Source organism: Chryseobacterium sp. C2(2020) (assembly GCF_014218915.1).
In the GTDB taxonomy this organism is placed as follows: domain Bacteria; phylum Bacteroidota; class Bacteroidia; order Flavobacteriales; family Weeksellaceae; genus Chryseobacterium; species Chryseobacterium mucoviscidosis.
Map to the genome: position 1 here is coordinate 49,290 of NZ_JACLCT010000026.1, position 15,271 is coordinate 64,560.

The 15,271-nt window shown below is 37.5% G+C and carries 15 protein-coding genes and 1 pseudogene; 12 read left to right on the top strand and 4 right to left on the bottom strand.

What is annotated here, in order from left to right; all coding sequences use genetic code 11:
• The first annotated feature begins 29 nt into the window (after nt 1-29).
• The 9 genes from H6W52_RS14715 to H6W52_RS14755 all read left to right on the top strand — a co-directional run bounded on the left by H6W52_RS14715 (nt 30) and on the right by H6W52_RS14755 (nt 6,823).
• Entirely contained in the window at nt 30-932 is a 903-nt protein-coding gene (locus tag H6W52_RS14715; RefSeq protein WP_076395687.1) for a pirin family protein, read from the top strand.
• Between the two features lie 19 nt (nt 933-951).
• Nucleotides 952-1,485, top strand: coding sequence for an NADPH-dependent FMN reductase (locus tag H6W52_RS14720; protein WP_116098986.1), 534 nt, complete (start codon nt 952-954; stop codon nt 1,483-1,485).
• Nucleotides 1,485-2,063 carry a TMEM175 family protein gene (locus tag H6W52_RS14725; protein WP_116098985.1) on the top strand — a complete coding sequence of 193 codons (579 nt, stop codon included), beginning with the start codon at nt 1,485-1,487 and terminating at the stop codon, nt 2,061-2,063. The genes H6W52_RS14720 and H6W52_RS14725 overlap by 1 nt, the downstream gene beginning before the upstream one ends.
• A 1-nt stretch (nt 2,064) precedes the next feature.
• On the top strand, nt 2,065-2,283 hold the full coding sequence (locus H6W52_RS14730; RefSeq protein ID WP_116098984.1) for a (4Fe-4S)-binding protein: 219 nt from the start codon (nt 2,065-2,067) through the stop codon (nt 2,281-2,283).
• On the top strand, nt 2,283-2,681 hold the full coding sequence (locus H6W52_RS14735) for an OsmC family protein (RefSeq protein WP_116098983.1): 399 nt from the start codon (nt 2,283-2,285) through the stop codon (nt 2,679-2,681). The genes H6W52_RS14730 and H6W52_RS14735 overlap by 1 nt, the downstream gene beginning before the upstream one ends.
• Nucleotide 2,682: 1 nt before the next feature.
• Entirely contained in the window at nt 2,683-2,982 is a 300-nt protein-coding gene (locus tag H6W52_RS14740) for a GNAT family N-acetyltransferase (protein ID WP_175608849.1), read from the top strand.
• A 153-nt stretch (nt 2,983-3,135) separates the two neighbouring features.
• Entirely contained in the window at nt 3,136-4,761 is a 1,626-nt protein-coding gene (locus tag H6W52_RS14745; RefSeq protein ID WP_228457582.1) for a sodium:solute symporter, read from the top strand.
• Nucleotides 4,762-4,969: 208 nt separating this feature from the next.
• Entirely contained in the window at nt 4,970-5,821 is an 852-nt protein-coding gene (locus H6W52_RS14750) for a transketolase (RefSeq protein ID WP_116098982.1), read from the top strand.
• Between the two features lie 54 nt (nt 5,822-5,875).
• Nucleotides 5,876-6,823 carry a transketolase family protein gene (locus H6W52_RS14755; protein ID WP_087707565.1) on the top strand — a complete coding sequence of 316 codons (948 nt, stop codon included), beginning with the start codon at nt 5,876-5,878 and terminating at the stop codon, nt 6,821-6,823.
• 79 nt (nt 6,824-6,902) lie between these two features.
• On the opposite strand, the gene H6W52_RS14760 is transcribed toward H6W52_RS14755, so the two are convergent.
• The 3 genes from H6W52_RS14760 to H6W52_RS14770 all read right to left on the bottom strand — a co-directional run bounded on the left by H6W52_RS14760 (nt 6,903) and on the right by H6W52_RS14770 (nt 12,749).
• Entirely contained in the window at nt 6,903-7,280 is a 378-nt protein-coding gene (locus H6W52_RS14760; RefSeq protein WP_116098981.1) for a hypothetical protein, read from the bottom strand.
• Between the two features lie 67 nt (nt 7,281-7,347).
• The gene (locus H6W52_RS14765) at nt 7,348-7,818 is read right to left on the bottom strand and encodes an Lrp/AsnC family transcriptional regulator (RefSeq protein WP_029298841.1); all 471 of its coding nucleotides are present in this window, start codon (nt 7,816-7,818) and stop codon (nt 7,348-7,350) included.
• Between the two features lie 134 nt (nt 7,819-7,952).
• Nucleotides 7,953-12,749, bottom strand: a complete 4,797-nt coding sequence (locus tag H6W52_RS14770) for a translocation/assembly module TamB domain-containing protein (protein WP_116098980.1) — start codon at nt 12,747-12,749, stop codon at nt 7,953-7,955.
• Between the two features lie 4 nt (nt 12,750-12,753).
• Here H6W52_RS14770 and tsaD point away from each other — a divergent pair, with 4 nt between their 5' ends.
• The 3 genes from tsaD to H6W52_RS14785 are packed head-to-tail and all read left to right on the top strand — an operon-like array spanning nt 12,754 to nt 14,909.
• Nucleotides 12,754-13,770 carry a tRNA (adenosine(37)-N6)-threonylcarbamoyltransferase complex transferase subunit TsaD gene (tsaD, locus tag H6W52_RS14775; protein ID WP_116098979.1) on the top strand — a complete coding sequence of 339 codons (1,017 nt, stop codon included), beginning with the start codon at nt 12,754-12,756 and terminating at the stop codon, nt 13,768-13,770.
• Entirely contained in the window at nt 13,767-14,171 is a 405-nt protein-coding gene (locus H6W52_RS14780; RefSeq protein ID WP_087707555.1) for a hypothetical protein, read from the top strand. The genes tsaD and H6W52_RS14780 overlap by 4 nt, the downstream gene beginning before the upstream one ends.
• A gap of 42 nt (nt 14,172-14,213) precedes the next feature.
• Nucleotides 14,214-14,909 carry an RsmE family RNA methyltransferase gene (locus tag H6W52_RS14785; RefSeq protein WP_116098978.1) on the top strand — a complete coding sequence of 232 codons (696 nt, stop codon included), beginning with the start codon at nt 14,214-14,216 and terminating at the stop codon, nt 14,907-14,909.
• On the opposite strand, the pseudogene H6W52_RS14790 reads toward H6W52_RS14785, so the two are convergent.
• Nucleotides 14,906-15,178: pseudogene (locus tag H6W52_RS14790) on the bottom strand (XAC2610-related protein); the annotation flags it as partial. The gene H6W52_RS14785 and the pseudogene H6W52_RS14790 sit on opposite strands and share 4 nt — an antisense overlap.
• Nucleotides 15,179-15,271: the final 93 nt, after the last annotated feature.

The following is a 15,271-nucleotide window of genomic DNA, read 5'->3' on the forward strand; positions in this document are numbered from 1 at the left end:
AAAATTAATACAAATAAATCACGCACATCATGTCAAACATCGGACTTATTATAGAAGAAAAATCTGCGGACATCGGAAACTTTCTGGTCGGAAGATTATTGCCTTTCCGTGAAAAAAGAGCAGTCGGACCTTTCGTTTTTATCGATCATATGGGACCATCCGACTTAAAAGATTATCAGAATCTGGATGTTCCGCCGCATCCGCACATCGGGCTTTCAACATTAACGTATCTTCTGGAAGGATCTATTTTTCACAGAGACAGCATCGGAAGTGCTCTGGAAATAAAACCGGGAGCCGTAAACTGGATGACTGCCGGAAAAGGTGTGGTACACTCCGAAAGAACTCCGGAATACCTGCGACATTCTGATAAAAGACTTCACGGATTCCAGATCTGGGTAGGACTTCCGAAACATCTGGAACAGTCTGAACCCACATTTCACCACATTGAAGCAGATGAAATTCCGGTATGGGAAGAAGACGGAATTCAGTATAAATTAATTGCAGGAGAAGCTTTTGGAAAAAAATCGCCGGTTCCGGTTCACAGTAAGCTGTTTTTTATTGAAATTAAAACCAAAGAAGCAAAAAAGATCAGCATAGGAAAAGATCTTTACGGAGAAGCTGCCATGTACGTTCTGGACGGAACTGTTTCTACTGACGGAAATTCTTACGGATCTAAACAACTGATGATTGCCAAAAACACCCAACTCTGCGAATTTGATATGAGCGAAAACGGAACAGTTTATCTTTTCGGTGGCGAACCATTTGAAGAAGAGCGGTTTATATTCTGGAATTTTGTAAATTCCGAAAAAGAACTGATCGATCAGGCAAAAGTAAACTGGCACGACCAGAACCACGATGCTTTTCCTTTGGTTCCGGGAGATGAAAACGAATATGTTCCGCTTCCGAAAGCTATTTTAAACAGAAAACCGTAACAATTTAAAATCATACTTGATGAAAATATTAGCATTTGCAGGAAGTACGTCTTCCACTTCCATCAACAGGGAACTTGTAAAATTCGTTCTAAAAGATTTTCAGGATGAAGAAATCAATCTGATTGATCTGAATGATTTTGATATGCCTGTTTTTTCCGTAGACCGTGAAAAGAAAGGTTTTCCGGAAGAAGCACACCATTTTCTGAAAGCGATAGAAGAATGTGACGTGATTATCTGTTCGCTTGCGGAACACAACAGATCGTACAGTGCTGCTTTTAAAAACGTTTTCGACTGGGCTTCAAGAATCAACGTGAAGGTTTTTCAGGACAAGCCGATGTTTCTGATGTCTACTTCTCCGGGAGGTTACGGCGGAGGAAATGTGATGAATACGGCAAAAATATTTTTCCCGAATTTCGGAGCGGATATCAAAGAAACTTTCTCGCTTCCTAAATTTTATGAAAATTTTGATCTGGAAAGCGGAGTCATCAACCCTGAAATGCTGAAAGAGCTGAACAGTAAAGTGGAGAATTTCAAAAATACGATCCGCAAATAATGACCAAAGGAAGATTAGAAGCCTTCAGTGACGGGGTTCTTGCGATCATCATCACGATTATGGTACTGGAACTGAAAGTTCCGGAAGGAAACGACTGGCAAAGCCTTAAACCGCTTATTCCTAAATTTCTGGCGTATATTTTCAGCTTTCTGTATGTAGGAATTTACTGGAACAATCATCATCACCTTTTTCAGACAGTGAAAAAAGTAAACGGAAAAGTTCTCTGGGCAAACCTCCATCTGCTGTTCTGGCTTTCATTAATGCCTTTTGCAACGGAATGGATCGGAGAAACACATTTTGCCAAAAATCCGGTAGCCACTTACGGATTCGGACTGGGACTTTGTGCGATTGCCTATACGATTCTGGAAAATGCGATCATAAAATCCGAAGGGGAAAGCTCTAAGCTGAAACAGGCCATTGCTTCCCGTTTTAAGGAAAACGCATCCATAGTGCTTTATGTTTCAGGAATTATTGTTTCATTTATTTATCCCTATATTGCAGTAGCACTATATTATACGGTTGCTTTACTCTGGCTGATTCCAGACAGACGAATAGAAAAAACTTTAAACGAAAATTGATATGGAAACACACGAATATGTAAACGGAGAGATTACCGTGCTCTGGCAACCCAAAAAGTGCATCCACGCCGCCGTTTGTGTAAAAACACTTCCGAAAGTGTATAACCCGAAAGAAAGACCGTGGCTGAAACCTGAAAATGCAACCGCAGAAGAACTTAAAAACCAAATCGACCTGTGTCCTTCAGGAGCACTGAGTTATCAATTCAATACCGAAAAATAATGGCAATCACAGTAAAAGCAAGTCTGGGAACAGAAAAATACTACACCGAAGTTGTTGCGGGAGAAAACACGCTGATTACAGATGAACCTGTAGACAAAGGCGGCGGAAACAAAGGCTTCAATCCTTTTGAAATTCTTGCCACTTCCCTCGCAAGCTGCACAGCGGCAACCTTGAGAATGTACATCGACCGAAAAGAATGGAGCGTAGAAAAAATAAACGTTGAAGTGGAACTGGAAAATTTTCCTTTAACGAAAAGAGCCATTTTCAAAAGAGACATCAGTTTTGAAGGCACAAATCTTGATGATGAACAACTGAAAAGACTTCACGCCATAGCGGATGCGTGTCCGATTCATAAGATTCTTACAAACGATATAGAAATACTAACCAAATTTTCATAATATGATTGAAGTAAAACAAACCAACGATCCGAAACACGGAAATTTTGAAGCATTTATAGACGGAAACCATGCAGGATTAATGACATACACCTGGGCTGGAGAAGAAAGATTCATCATCGATCACACAGAAGTTGAAGAAGCATACAACGGAAAAGGCGTTGGGAAAGAAATGCTTCTTGCGGCAGTAGATTTTGCAAGAAAGAACGGAAAAACAATTATTCCGCTTTGTCCTTTTGCCAAGGCTACTTTCCAGAAACATGAGGAGCTTCAGGATGTTCTGGTAAATAAGACTCAGGCTTAGTTTTAGGCTAAGGTTGAGATTAAGTTTGAGCTTCTGAGTTATCAGCCTTAACTTCAACATTACATATAAAACCTTCCGGAAATGTATCCGGAAGGTTTTTTCTTTTTAGGCAGAACAGAAAAAAACTATATTTGCTAAAATTTAAATTAAAGCATGAATTCCGGAACTGTTCTTTTGCTGTTTGTTTTTGTCTATTTCATCGGACTTTTGGTTATTTCTTATTTTACAAGCCGAAATTCTGATAATCAGTCGTTTTTTATCGGGAATAAAAAAAGTAAATGGTGGCTTGTTGCTTTCGGAATGATCGGAACCAGCTTAAGCGGAGTAACATTTATTTCCGTTCCCGGAACAGTCGGAAAAATGACCGGAAGTGAATACATCTACGGCGGATTCGAATATTATATGATGGTGATCGGCTTTTTCATCGGATATTTTATTGTTGCTGCAATTCTTCTTCCGCTGTATTACAAAATGAATCTTACCTCGATTTATACGTATTTAGGCAAAAGATTCAACGTTGAAGCACATAAAATCGGCTCTATATTTTTTATTATTTCAAGAGCAATTGGTGCAACGGCAAGATTATATTTAGTGGTCAACGTTCTTCAGATTTTCCTTCTGGAAGGTTTGGGCGTTCCTTTCTGGGTTACCGCTTTAGTTCTGTTGTTAATGGTGCTTTTATATACATTTGAAGGGGGTGTAAAAACAATTGTGATTACCGATACTTTGCAGACGTCATTCATGATTATCAGTCTCATTGCGTGTATCGTTTATATTTTATCCCATTTAAATTTATCATTAGGCGAAGCATATACTATTTTAGAACAGAAAAATTATACCCACTTCATCAATTTTGATCCGAATTCTAAAACATTTTTCCTGAAAACGATTTTAGGGGGAATTTTCATTACAATTGCAATGACAGGACTGGATCAGGAAATGATGCAGAAAAATATCTCGGTGGATAATCTTAAAAATTCAAAGAAAAATATGCTCACTTTCGCAGGAACGCTGCTTTTTGTGAATCTGGCATTCCTGTTTTTAGGAGGTCTTCTTTATCTTTTTGCTTTGCAGAACGGTGCAGAATATGGAAAAATAGACGGAGAAACCGTTACCAATATTTTCGGGTTCAAAGATTCTGCGGGTAACATTAAAAATATCATGGGAGACGATTTGTTTCCTGCTTTATCGCTTCAGGGACATTTCCCGATGATCATTTCCGTTATCTTCATTATCGGATTAATTTCGGCATTATTTCCTTCTGCGGATGGCGCTTTAACCGCTATTACGAGTTCGTATTGCGTAGATCTTTTGAATCTTAATGAAGACAAAAACAAGACGGAGAAAGAGAAAAAACAGCTTCGTATGAAGGTTCATTTAACGTTCACGATCATTTTCTTTATTTTGATTATGGTCTTTAAAGCTTTGAATGACAAATCGATTGTTTATCTGATAATGGAGATTGCAGGATATACTTACGGACCGCTTTTAGGACTTTTCGCCTTCGGAATTTTCACGAAATTTCAGATTTCAAGGAAATATTCAATTTTGGCGGTAACGATTTTAGCTCCGGTTGCAACGTATATTATCAATTATCTGGTAACAACGTATACGGATTACAAAATCGGGGTGGAATTAATTATTTTGAATGGTCTATTAACATTTATAGGTTTATTTATTATAAGACAAGGAAAATCTGATTCTGAAAAGAAATTTTGGTATATATTCTTAACAATTCTTCTCATTGCCAGGTTAATTTTTAAACTATTTATCATTTAATATTATAATCAGACAACTAATCATCTTCCATACCAGCTTATTTCTGTCACAAAAAAGTCGAGCTGCAATTAAAATACAATATAAACTTTGTCAAAGATTTTCAACTTTGACAAAGTAACAAACAAAATCCGGGTAAAATATCTGGATTTTTCATATTTCCGTAACCCATCAAAAAATTGTAAATTCGCATACAAATAAATCTTATATAATGAGTAAAAGTATTGAAGAGTTAAAATCTCTTACTACACAAGTCAGAAGAGACATTTTAAGAATGGTTCATGCTGTAAATTCCGGTCACCCGGGAGGAAGTTTAGGTTGTACTGAATATTTCACAGCCCTTTACGGAAAGGTAATGAACTATCATCTTCCTTTCACCATGGAAGGTAAAAATGAAGATCATTTCTATCTTTCTAACGGACATATTTCTCCGGTATTCTATTCTACTTTGGCAAGATTCGGATTTTTTCCGGTTCAGGAGCTTAGTACTTTCAGAAAATTAGATTCAAGATTACAGGGTCACCCGACGACTCACGAAGGTCTTCCGGGCGTAAGAGTGGCTTCAGGTTCTTTAGGACAGGGACTTTCTGTAGCTTTGGGTGTTGCTCAGGGTAAAAAACTGGACGGAGACAGCTCTTTGGTTTACTCTCTTCATGGCGATGGCGAATTGCAGGAAGGTCAGGTTTGGGAAGCATTTATGTACGCAGCAGCCAAAAAAGTAGACAATATTATTTCTACCATCGATTATAACGGACAACAGATCGACGGAAGTACAGATAACGTACTTTCTTTAGGAAATCTTCATGCCAAACTGGAAGCTTTCGGATGGACAGTTCTGGAAGAGAAAAACGGTAACGACCTTGAGGCGGTAATTGCCATTCTTGAAAAAGCAAAAACAGAAACCGGAAAAGAAAAACCGGTAGCCATTATTCTTCATACAGAGATGGGTTACGGTGTAGATTATATGATGGGAACTCACGCTTGGCACGGAAAAGCGCCTAATGATGAGCAACTGGAAACAGCATTCAAACAGTTATACTTAGAGGCTCCGGCTGATTATTAATTATTAGTAATGAGTAATTGGTAATAAGTAATCTTAATTAATAATTAGAAAAAAATGAAATTTACATATACAGAAAAAAAAGATACACGTTCAGGATTCGGAGCCGGATTGGCTGAACTTGCAGATAAAAATCCTAATGTTGTGGCGCTTTGTGCAGACCTTATCGGTTCTTTGAAGATGGAAAAATTCATTGAAAAGGCTCCTGAAAGATTTTTTCAGGTAGGTATTGCAGAAGCGAATATGATGGGTCTTGCAGCCGGTCTAAGCATTACAGGAAAAATTCCTTTTACGGGAACTTTCGCTAACTTTTCCACTTCAAGAGTTTACGACCAGATTCGTCAGTCTATTGCCTATTCCAATAAAAATGTAAAAATCTGTGCTTCTCACGCGGGTCTTACTTTGGGTGAAGACGGTGCAACACACCAGGTTTTAGAAGACATCGGAATGATGAAAATGCTTCCGGGAATGACGGTGATTAATCCTTGTGATTACAACCAGACAAAAGCAGCTACTTTAGCGATTGCTGATTTTGAAGGTCCGGTTTATTTAAGATTCGGAAGACCTGTAGTTCCGGTTTTCATTCCGGAAGATATGCCTTTCGAAATCGGAAAAGGAATTATGCTTCAGGAAGGAACGGATGTAACCATTGTTGCGACGGGACATTTGGTTTGGGAATCGTTACTTGCTGCAGATGAGCTTGAAAAAGAAGGTATTTCATGTGAAGTAATCAATATCCACACGATTAAACCTTTGGACGAAGAAATCATCTTAAAATCTGTTGAAAAGACAGGAAAAATTGTAACGGCCGAAGAACACAACTACATCGGTGGTCTTGGAGAATCTGTTGCGGGAATGTTGGCAAGAAAAAGACCGACAAGACAGGAATTTGTAGCAGTGAACGATACATTCGGAGAATCTGCAACGCCTGCTGAACTGATGAAGAAATATAAAATTGATTCTACTGCCGTGAAAGAAGCAGTAAAGAGGATTTTAGATAAATAATCAATTGTTTTACATTAAAAAAGCTGTTCCGGTTGGGACAGCTTTTTTTTTCCAATTTAATTTCTATGAATTTAAATCTTTACCTAAAAAACTTCCATTTCGGAATTATCGCCAGCATTCCGAAACCTGTAAAAAGGAAAAGATTGGTAACGTCGGTATATAAAAATGTGGAAAGGTAATAGTTATGCATAAAGAAATGCAGAACTAGCAAGGCAGGAAAGGCAAAGATGCCTATTTTTCTGTAAAAAAAAATCAACACAATACTTATCACCATTAAGGCATCAATCGCAAAAATAGTGTAAGCATACCAAGCCGGGATATTAAGGGTTTCGTGTTGCAAATATTCATCAAGATCGATCCCGAATCCCATAACCGTAAATAAGAGCAATGCTGCAAGAGCAAGAATGAAACCCCACCCTTTCTTCGGATCTTCGTCAAAATAGCTGTATTCTTCCATAACTACAAAAATAAAGAACTTATGAGAGATTTCATAAGTTCTTTTATATAATTCGTTTAAAATTTGATTATACAGAGATCGCGTTAATCAGTCTGTTTTTGTCGCTTAAGTACTCTTCCATAGAAATCATACTTTCTGTTCTCATTACATCCTGAATATCATCGATTTGATAGATGATTCTTTTTGCGTCGTCTGTATTCTTAGCTCTCACTTTGCAGAAAATGTTATATTTTCCGGAAATTACGCTCGCTTCAATTACGTTTGGAATAGTAGATAGTTCTTTCAGAACTTCCTGAGTTCTGTTGGATTTGGTTAATAAGATTCCGATAAAAGCAGTGAAGTGATAGTCTAACTTTCCGTAATCTATATTAAGAGATGATCCCAAAATAATACCTGCATCCTCCATCTTTTTCACTCTTACGTGAATTGTACCCGCAGAAACATCCATCTGCTTAGCAATTTCTGTAAAAGGCATTCTTGTGTTCTCTACTAAGAAATCAAGAATTTTCTTGTCTATTTCGTCCAGTTGATAGTTCATATTAGTTAAATTACAATTTCTTTAAAAAATCTACATATTTTTTGCAAATTTATAAAAAATAAATTAACAAAAAAAATTATAACAAAGATTAACAATAATTAACACATATGACAAAAATCATTAAAATATTCTGATTATTTACTACCTGATTTTACAGAATCTGTTTTTATTTCAGTTTGCTCAGCCGTTTGTTTTTTATCTTTTTTCTTCTTTTTAAATATAGAATTAAAACTCTTAGACCAAACAATACCCGCTCCATACGCTTGGTTCGCTGTTCCGTTTGATCCTGCTCCGTTCACCATTCCGATGTTGGAAGGCTTGGAATACCCTCTTAATAAGAGACTTCCGTCATTTTTCTTGGAAATATCATATTCTATCGTTCCTTCTCCGGAAAGATAATTAACGTCCGTATTTTCAGTTTTCGTAAGCGGAATTCCCAGTCCTGTCTTTACTTTAACTCTTGGAGAAAGTGCAAAACTAACTCCTGCATTCGCTCTGTCTCCTACATTGGAATACTGGTCTCCTTTTACGTAATTCAGGTCGATCTGGAATTCGCTGCTCATCGTATTCAATACAGATCCCAATTGTTTCAGCAATAAATTATACCCTTGATTTTGTGCTACATCTCCCACGTTTACATTCACTCCTCCTGTCTCTGAAACATTAAAGGTACTCAACAATAAGACTGATCCAAACTGAAGTACTTTTTCTCCTTCCTGACTCATTTTTGCCGCCAAAGTTTCTTTAATCTGGCTGGAAACATCCAAAGCTGTTACATTAAGGTCAATTTTAGGATCAATCAGCGATTGGGTAATATTGGCCTGAAGCAGAACACTGATCGGCTGAAGACTTCCCATATTCAGGTATTCTCCGGCGTTGGAAACCATTCTTACATAGTTCGCTGTGATGTCTAAAGCAGGCTTCATCGCATCACCATCCCATCTTATGCTGCTTCCTTTCTCAATCTGGAAAGTTTTATTTAGGATTGCCTTAGAAACAAACGTTCCGTTATCTACCTTATACGCTCCGTTCATGGCAATATTTCCCTGTCGGCTCATCTGGAAACGAAGTTTTTCCGCTGCTCCTTTTACCATAATATTTCCTACGCCATCTCCAATAAGAACATTTACGGTGGTTCCTTTATCTACGTCCAAAGCAAAATCAATATTCATATTCGCTCCGGATTTTTTCTTTTCATCCAAAGTAACCAGACCGTCTTTTCCTTCTTTTAAAAATTTTAGCATTTTGAATTCTTCAACGTTGGAGGTAGAACCCGAGTTGAAAGTAAATGTACTTCCGCTTAAAGCTTTCATATTAGGCGTGGAAATACTCAACCCAGAAACAGGTCCGTCTACATAAAGATCACCCTGTCCGTAAACTCTTCCCCAGAATAAATCCAGATCTTTCTGTGTGGTATTCAGCATTAATAAATTATCGGCTCTCATTACGAGGTTGACTCCCATCGAAGAGAGGGTTTCAAACTGTATCGCACCGGAAATATTCCCTTTAGAATTGGTTCTTCCGTCATGCACCTCAACGCTGTTCAGAATCGCCAAACCTTTGGTTAAAGGAATTACAGTATCATCAAAAGAATAATCTACACCGGTAAACAAAAGTTTTAACCCGAATCCTTTAAGCGCAATATCGCCGCTGTAATCCAGATTGCTGAATTTTCCTGAAATTTTAAGATCTCCGGTTGCTTTCCCTCTCAGATTCCCAAAAACTGAAGTCACGAACTGCTGCGCAAAAGCAACATCAAAATCACGCATTTCTGCGGTAAGATCAATGGTTGGAGAAGCTGTATTGTTGTTTACCGTTCCTGTTACATGAAGGCTGTTATTGCCTATAATTCCTGCAGAATTTACTTTGATATCAACGTCGTATACATTCAGGGAATAACTGTTGGTCGCAGAAATGGTAATATCCCCCATATCATTCCCGTTCATCATGATATCATCAATCGTCATATCCACCAAAGGCTGCAATGTGTTTTTATCCATTTTAATCTTCACACTTCCATTTGCAAGACCTTTAATGTTCATAGAATTTCCTCCGCCCTGCATATCCAGCAGCTTTTCGATGGCAAAATTATCCACTTCTGCATCTACATAAAAATCCTTTGCCGACTTAAACTGGGCATCTTTAATAAACAATGCACTGTTGTCTGAAAAAATCCTAAGATTCTGAATATCAAAATCGCCTTCTTTTTTACGGTAGGTAATGGAATGGTTGAGTTCCGGACTGGTATCTATTGCCCACGTTACGTCATTAAACTTCACCTCAGTAGGCTCGAACCTGAACACAAAATCTCCCCCTGCGTTGGTTGACTGGTTAACGTTGATGGCATATTCTTTAAGATTATCATCCAGCTCATCTTCCGGACTTCCGTGCTTAAATTTCGTTGCGAGATGAAGAATGGTATTGCTCTCGTTTCTTCCGCTTAAGGTAATATCTTTAAGAACATTTTTATTGTACAGAACCCTGTTGATTTTAGCATAAATCTGCTCATTGAGATTTGCCGTATTAATTCTTACCATGACGCTGTCTACCATCGCGCTGTCCTTGGTAATATTATCTCTTTCGTTGATTTTATAATCAGGATTTGCAGCAGCCAGAGCTTTGTCCGCTTCTGTGATCTCCTGAGTTTTCGTCATGATATATTTCAGTGAAGCCGCATCTACATTCAGGATCAGATTATTGGAATTTCCGTCGTACTGTCCTTCTACTTTTGCGCCCTGCGGAATTTTTAGATCCGGTAAAAAATAGCTTACCAAACCTTGCTGCACATCAAAATTCATGGCAAAAGTCTGTCCCCTGTACATTTTTCTCGGCGCAGGACCCACAAGAATTTTATTGAGTCCGTTTTCCACCATTCCGGCAAGATCGCCCAAATTATATCTTCCTGAAATTTTTCCGTTAACGGCTCCCGGAGCATCCACATCAATTACACGACCTCCGTTTTCCACAAAAGTTTTCAGCTTTGCATTCGGAATGGAATATTTCTGAGTTGCCGTTGCAAAATTAATTCCGCTGGCTTCCACATCCAGTGTTAAATCGTTGATGGACGACATTGCCATTTTACCATTTACCTTCCCGCTTACAATCTGGTTTCCGGGTTTATTGGTAAAGTAATTCATGTTCAGATAATTAACATCAGCATTTACATTCATCGAAATTCTTGAAGTGCTGAAATCAATTAATCCTTTTATGGTTGCTTTTGCCTGCTCATCATTCACGGTGATGAGTCCGTTGTATTTCTTATGATCCAATAATCCGTCGAGATACAGATTATTGATCTCCTTATTCATAATTTCGATGCTCGAAATCTGGGATTTCGTTGTCAGTTTCATTGTATTCACATCGAAACTCTGTCCGTTGATATTGAACTTCCCAGAAATTAATCCTACCGATTTGTTTTTTGTAATCACGGAAGTATTAAGATCTTTCACTTCGGCTATTCCGGCATATTTCGGCATTGAAGAGCTGTATTCCGTTAAAGAAAAATTCGTGATTTTTGCCTGCCCGATTCCCGTCATCAAATTTCCGTTGGAAACATAGACACGGTTAGGATTTACACTTGCAGTTCCGTTGTATTTTAATTTTCCGAAATCATCCGCAAAGTTTTTCATTTTTTTAGCGATGAATGAAGGCATCATGGCTTTCAGATCTTTATAGGTAAAGTCTGCGGAAAGATCATTGGTTTCAATTAAAAAGTTTCCTTTCAGCAGTTTATTCACCTTCATTTTTTTGGTGGCAATATTCACATCAGGATTTCGGATGAGAAAATTATCCAGCTTAAAATCATTCAGCGGACCTGTCATTTTTCCTGAAACATTGAAAGGCTTAAAGTTATCCCAGTTCGTTACAAAATAACTGATGTCGTAACCGCTTAACTGGCTTCCCAGTTTTAGGTTCATGTCCCATTTTACTTTGTCTGCAAAATCTGCCCACGAACCGTCATCATGAAGGTTGAATTTAATATCTCCCTGTAAAAGCGAGTGATCTGTATTTAAAGTAAGGTCCTTCAGGAAAAGATATTCCGGCGTCATGGAAAGTTCGGTAGAAAAAGTATCCACAAAATGAGATTTTCCCCATCTTGTTGTGGTGAAAGACATATTATTGATTGATCCTGAAATATTTCTTCCGTTTACTTTAACATTCGGAGCAATCAGGTTAAAGTTGGTTGCGGTTAACCATTTTCCTTTTTCACCCGGAGAATTCAGATTGACGATGGAGACTTTAGAATCCAGAATCTGCAATCGGGAATCGAGCTGAAACGGAGGTTTATTGGGATCTCTTTTTTTACCGCTGTCGAATAATTGTGTAAAACGGATAAAGTTTGAAATGCTGTCGCCTTTGTACGTAATCACTTTTACATCCGCATTTTTTAAAGTAAGGGAATTGAAGCTTAAAGAATTATTTTTGGTAATATTGGAGGCTAAAGAAAGCCAGTTGGAATTGGCAATAAATTCTTTGGACTGAATAAAATCGTATCCTTTGTAATCTTTGATTTTTAATCCTTTGATTTTTACATTTCCGAAAAAATTAACCTCAACACTTTCTGTTGACATCTGTGCTTTAAAGTCACGATTAACAATTTGCAACGCCTGATCTGCAGCCCATTGTTTTGTGGAAGGAAGATTAATGATTACAAAAATGGCTGCCACCAAAGCTAAACCCAGCCAAAAGAGAATCAATAGAAGTTTTGCCCACCATGAATAACTGGTAACGTCTTTTACCGCCTGTTTTCCAAATTCTTCAGCCGTCTCAATGGGATGATTAATTGCATCTGAAGCAAGTTCAGAAGCCTCCTTAACTGTTTCTTTTACAACACCTTCCGCATTTTCAACAGCTTTCTGTACCTGATTACCTAAGTTACCAGCTACTGATTTTTTGTTCTCATTCTCGTTATTATTCTCTAACTTTGCCATTATTATGAGCGACTCTATAATTTTAGGTATTGAATCGTCCTGCGACGATACATCAGCAGCTATCATCAAGGGAAATTCTATTCTTTCGAATATTGCAGCGAATCAGGCGATCCATAAAGAATATGGCGGTGTGGTTCCTGAGCTGGCTTCGCGTGCGCATCAGCAAAATATTATCCCCGTTGTTGAAAAATCCTTAACAAAAGCAAATATACAACAAAATGCAATTTCTGCGATAGGATTTACACGCGGACCTGGACTTTTAGGTTCTCTTCTTGTGGGAACGTCATTTGCTAAGTCTTTGGCAATGAGTTTGGATGTTCCGCTTATTGAGGTAAACCATCTCCAGGCGCACATTTTAGCCCATTTCATCGAGGATGCAAATCCTGTGCCGCCAAAGTTCCCTTTTTTGTGTCTTACCGTGAGCGGCGGACATACGATGATTGTTCTCGTGAAAGATTATTTCGACATGGAAATTATCGGGAAAACCATTGATGACGCCGCAGGAGAAGCATTTGATAAAATCGGAAAAATATTTGATCTCGATTATCCGGCAGGTCCTATTATCGACAGACTGGCTAAAGAAGGAAATCCTGATGCTTTTACCTTCAATAAACCTAAACTGGAAAATTACGATTATTCGTTCAGCGGAATTAAGACTTCGGTGCTGTATTTCATTCAGAAAGAGGTAAAAAAAGATCCTGATTTCATTAAAAATAATATGAATGATCTTTGTGCTTCGGTACAGAAAACGATTATTGAAATTCTGATGAGCAAACTGGAAAAGGCAGCGAAAGATTTAAACATTAATGAAGTGGCGATTGCAGGAGGAGTTTCGGCAAATTCGGCATTGAGAAAGGCGATGCAGAACAATCATGAAAAATTGGGCTGGAATATTTACATTCCGAAATTTGAATATACTACGGATAACGCGGCGATGATTGCGATGGTTGCTCAGTTAAAATTTGAGCGGGGAGAATTTACTGATCTGAGAACTTCAGCAACCGCAAAATACGATTTATGAAAATACTGTTAGAGGAAAAAATACTTGGCAAACATTCTAAGAAAAACTCCAAATATTACTGGATCTTAGAAACGGTAACGGGTAAGAATGAAGCATCGGAGGATTTCGCCGATTATTTTCCGGCAAGTTCAGAAACGGGATATGTTCAGAATATTAAGGAAGAAATTATTGAACAGATCAATGCAGAAAATGTTTTCAGTTTTGAATATGAACCGAAAGAGGGAGATTATTTATCCATCAAAAATAATTTAAGAAAAAACGAATATCTAAATTTGATTTTCATCAACAATAAATGGATTGAGGAAATTTACACCTGTTCCTACAGAGATTGTGAAGGCGATATTTATACAACCATAAAAACAGGAGTGGCATTTTTAAGCGAAAATGAAACTTACTTTTAATAATTAGTTAGAAAAATTCAGGCAGATTTTAAATATTTAAATATGAAACTTTTTTACGGCGAAATTGAGGGAAATGTGGTAACGATTAATGATGAAGAACAACAACACATTGTAAAAGTTCTTCGGATGAAAAACGGTGAAGCCATCTATGTAACAGACGGAAAAGGAAACCTTGCCTCTGGAAAACTGATGATTGAAGGTAAAAAAGCCCATATTGAAGTGGATGAAATTAAAAACAATCTTCCTGATTTCAGTCCGAAACTTCATATTGCAATTGCCCCGACGAAAAATATTGACCGCATTGAATTCTTTGTTGAAAAAGCAGTGGAGATGGGAATTTCAGAAATTACAATTTTACAGACAGAAAAAACAGAACGTAAAAATATTAATATTGACAAATTAAGAAAACAGGCAATTGCAGCTTCAAAACAAAGTTTGAGATTTCACTTTCCTGTTATTAACGATGTAATGAAGATTCAGGATTTTCTTAAAAATATTGATTCCGAACATACATTTGTTGCGCATTGCCACGAGAATTTAGAAAGAACGGAACTCAATAAGATTCCCGGATTGCAAAATATCACTTTTCTGATTGGTCCTGAAGGCGATTTTTCGGAAAGAGAGATAGCTTTTTTGGCTGAGAATAATATAAAAGCAGTTTCTTTGGGAAATCAGAGGTTGAGAACAGAAACCGCCGGAATTTTTGTTGCCGCGTGGAATTATAATCAGATGATTTAGAAACCATTATCTTCACCTTCCTGATAATGGGTCATGGTTAGCTTTTTATGCTTCCACTCATATACTTTATAGTAATAGTTTACCGGACCGACATGATAAGTTGATGTAATTGCTTTATTTTTTTTATCAACTACAGGATTAATGATCGTATCCATTGGTTTGTAATAATCGTACTTTTTAGTTTTTTTATTGTACAGCCAGAAACTTGATGAAGACCAGTAATTTCCCACCTGATTTATTACTTCCAAATCCTTAAATCCGTCAAAATTTACATCCTGACTTACATTAAAATAACGTGAATTCGGAGAAAAACATGAGGTGCTTAATGTCTAAAATTAATATTTTAGAATTGAACAAATACT

Bases quoted from the DNA above. Each gene is read 5' to 3' on its own strand.
- H6W52_RS14715 (WP_076395687.1), top strand. From the start codon at position 30: ATGTCAAACATCGGACTTATTATAGAAGAAAAATCTGCGGACATCGGA.
- H6W52_RS14720 (WP_116098986.1), top strand. From the start codon at position 952: ATGAAAATATTAGCATTTGCAGGAAGTACGTCTTCCACTTCCATCAAC.
- H6W52_RS14725 (WP_116098985.1), top strand. From the start codon at position 1,485: ATGACCAAAGGAAGATTAGAAGCCTTCAGTGACGGGGTTCTTGCGATC.
- H6W52_RS14730 (WP_116098984.1), top strand. From the start codon at position 2,065: ATGGAAACACACGAATATGTAAACGGAGAGATTACCGTGCTCTGGCAA.
- H6W52_RS14735 (WP_116098983.1), top strand. From the start codon at position 2,283: ATGGCAATCACAGTAAAAGCAAGTCTGGGAACAGAAAAATACTACACC.
- H6W52_RS14740 (WP_175608849.1), top strand. From the start codon at position 2,683: ATGATTGAAGTAAAACAAACCAACGATCCGAAACACGGAAATTTTGAA.
- H6W52_RS14745 (WP_228457582.1), top strand. From the start codon at position 3,136: ATGAATTCCGGAACTGTTCTTTTGCTGTTTGTTTTTGTCTATTTCATC.
- H6W52_RS14750 (WP_116098982.1), top strand. From the start codon at position 4,970: ATGAGTAAAAGTATTGAAGAGTTAAAATCTCTTACTACACAAGTCAGA.
- H6W52_RS14755 (WP_087707565.1), top strand. From the start codon at position 5,876: ATGAAATTTACATATACAGAAAAAAAAGATACACGTTCAGGATTCGGA.
- H6W52_RS14760 (WP_116098981.1), bottom strand. From the start codon at position 7,280: ATGGAAGAATACAGCTATTTTGACGAAGATCCGAAGAAAGGGTGGGGT.
- H6W52_RS14765 (WP_029298841.1), bottom strand. From the start codon at position 7,818: ATGAACTATCAACTGGACGAAATAGACAAGAAAATTCTTGATTTCTTA.
- H6W52_RS14770 (WP_116098980.1), bottom strand. From the start codon at position 12,749: ATGGCAAAGTTAGAGAATAATAACGAGAATGAGAACAAAAAATCAGTA.
- tsaD (WP_116098979.1), top strand. From the start codon at position 12,754: ATGAGCGACTCTATAATTTTAGGTATTGAATCGTCCTGCGACGATACA.
- H6W52_RS14780 (WP_087707555.1), top strand. From the start codon at position 13,767: ATGAAAATACTGTTAGAGGAAAAAATACTTGGCAAACATTCTAAGAAA.
- H6W52_RS14785 (WP_116098978.1), top strand. From the start codon at position 14,214: ATGAAACTTTTTTACGGCGAAATTGAGGGAAATGTGGTAACGATTAAT.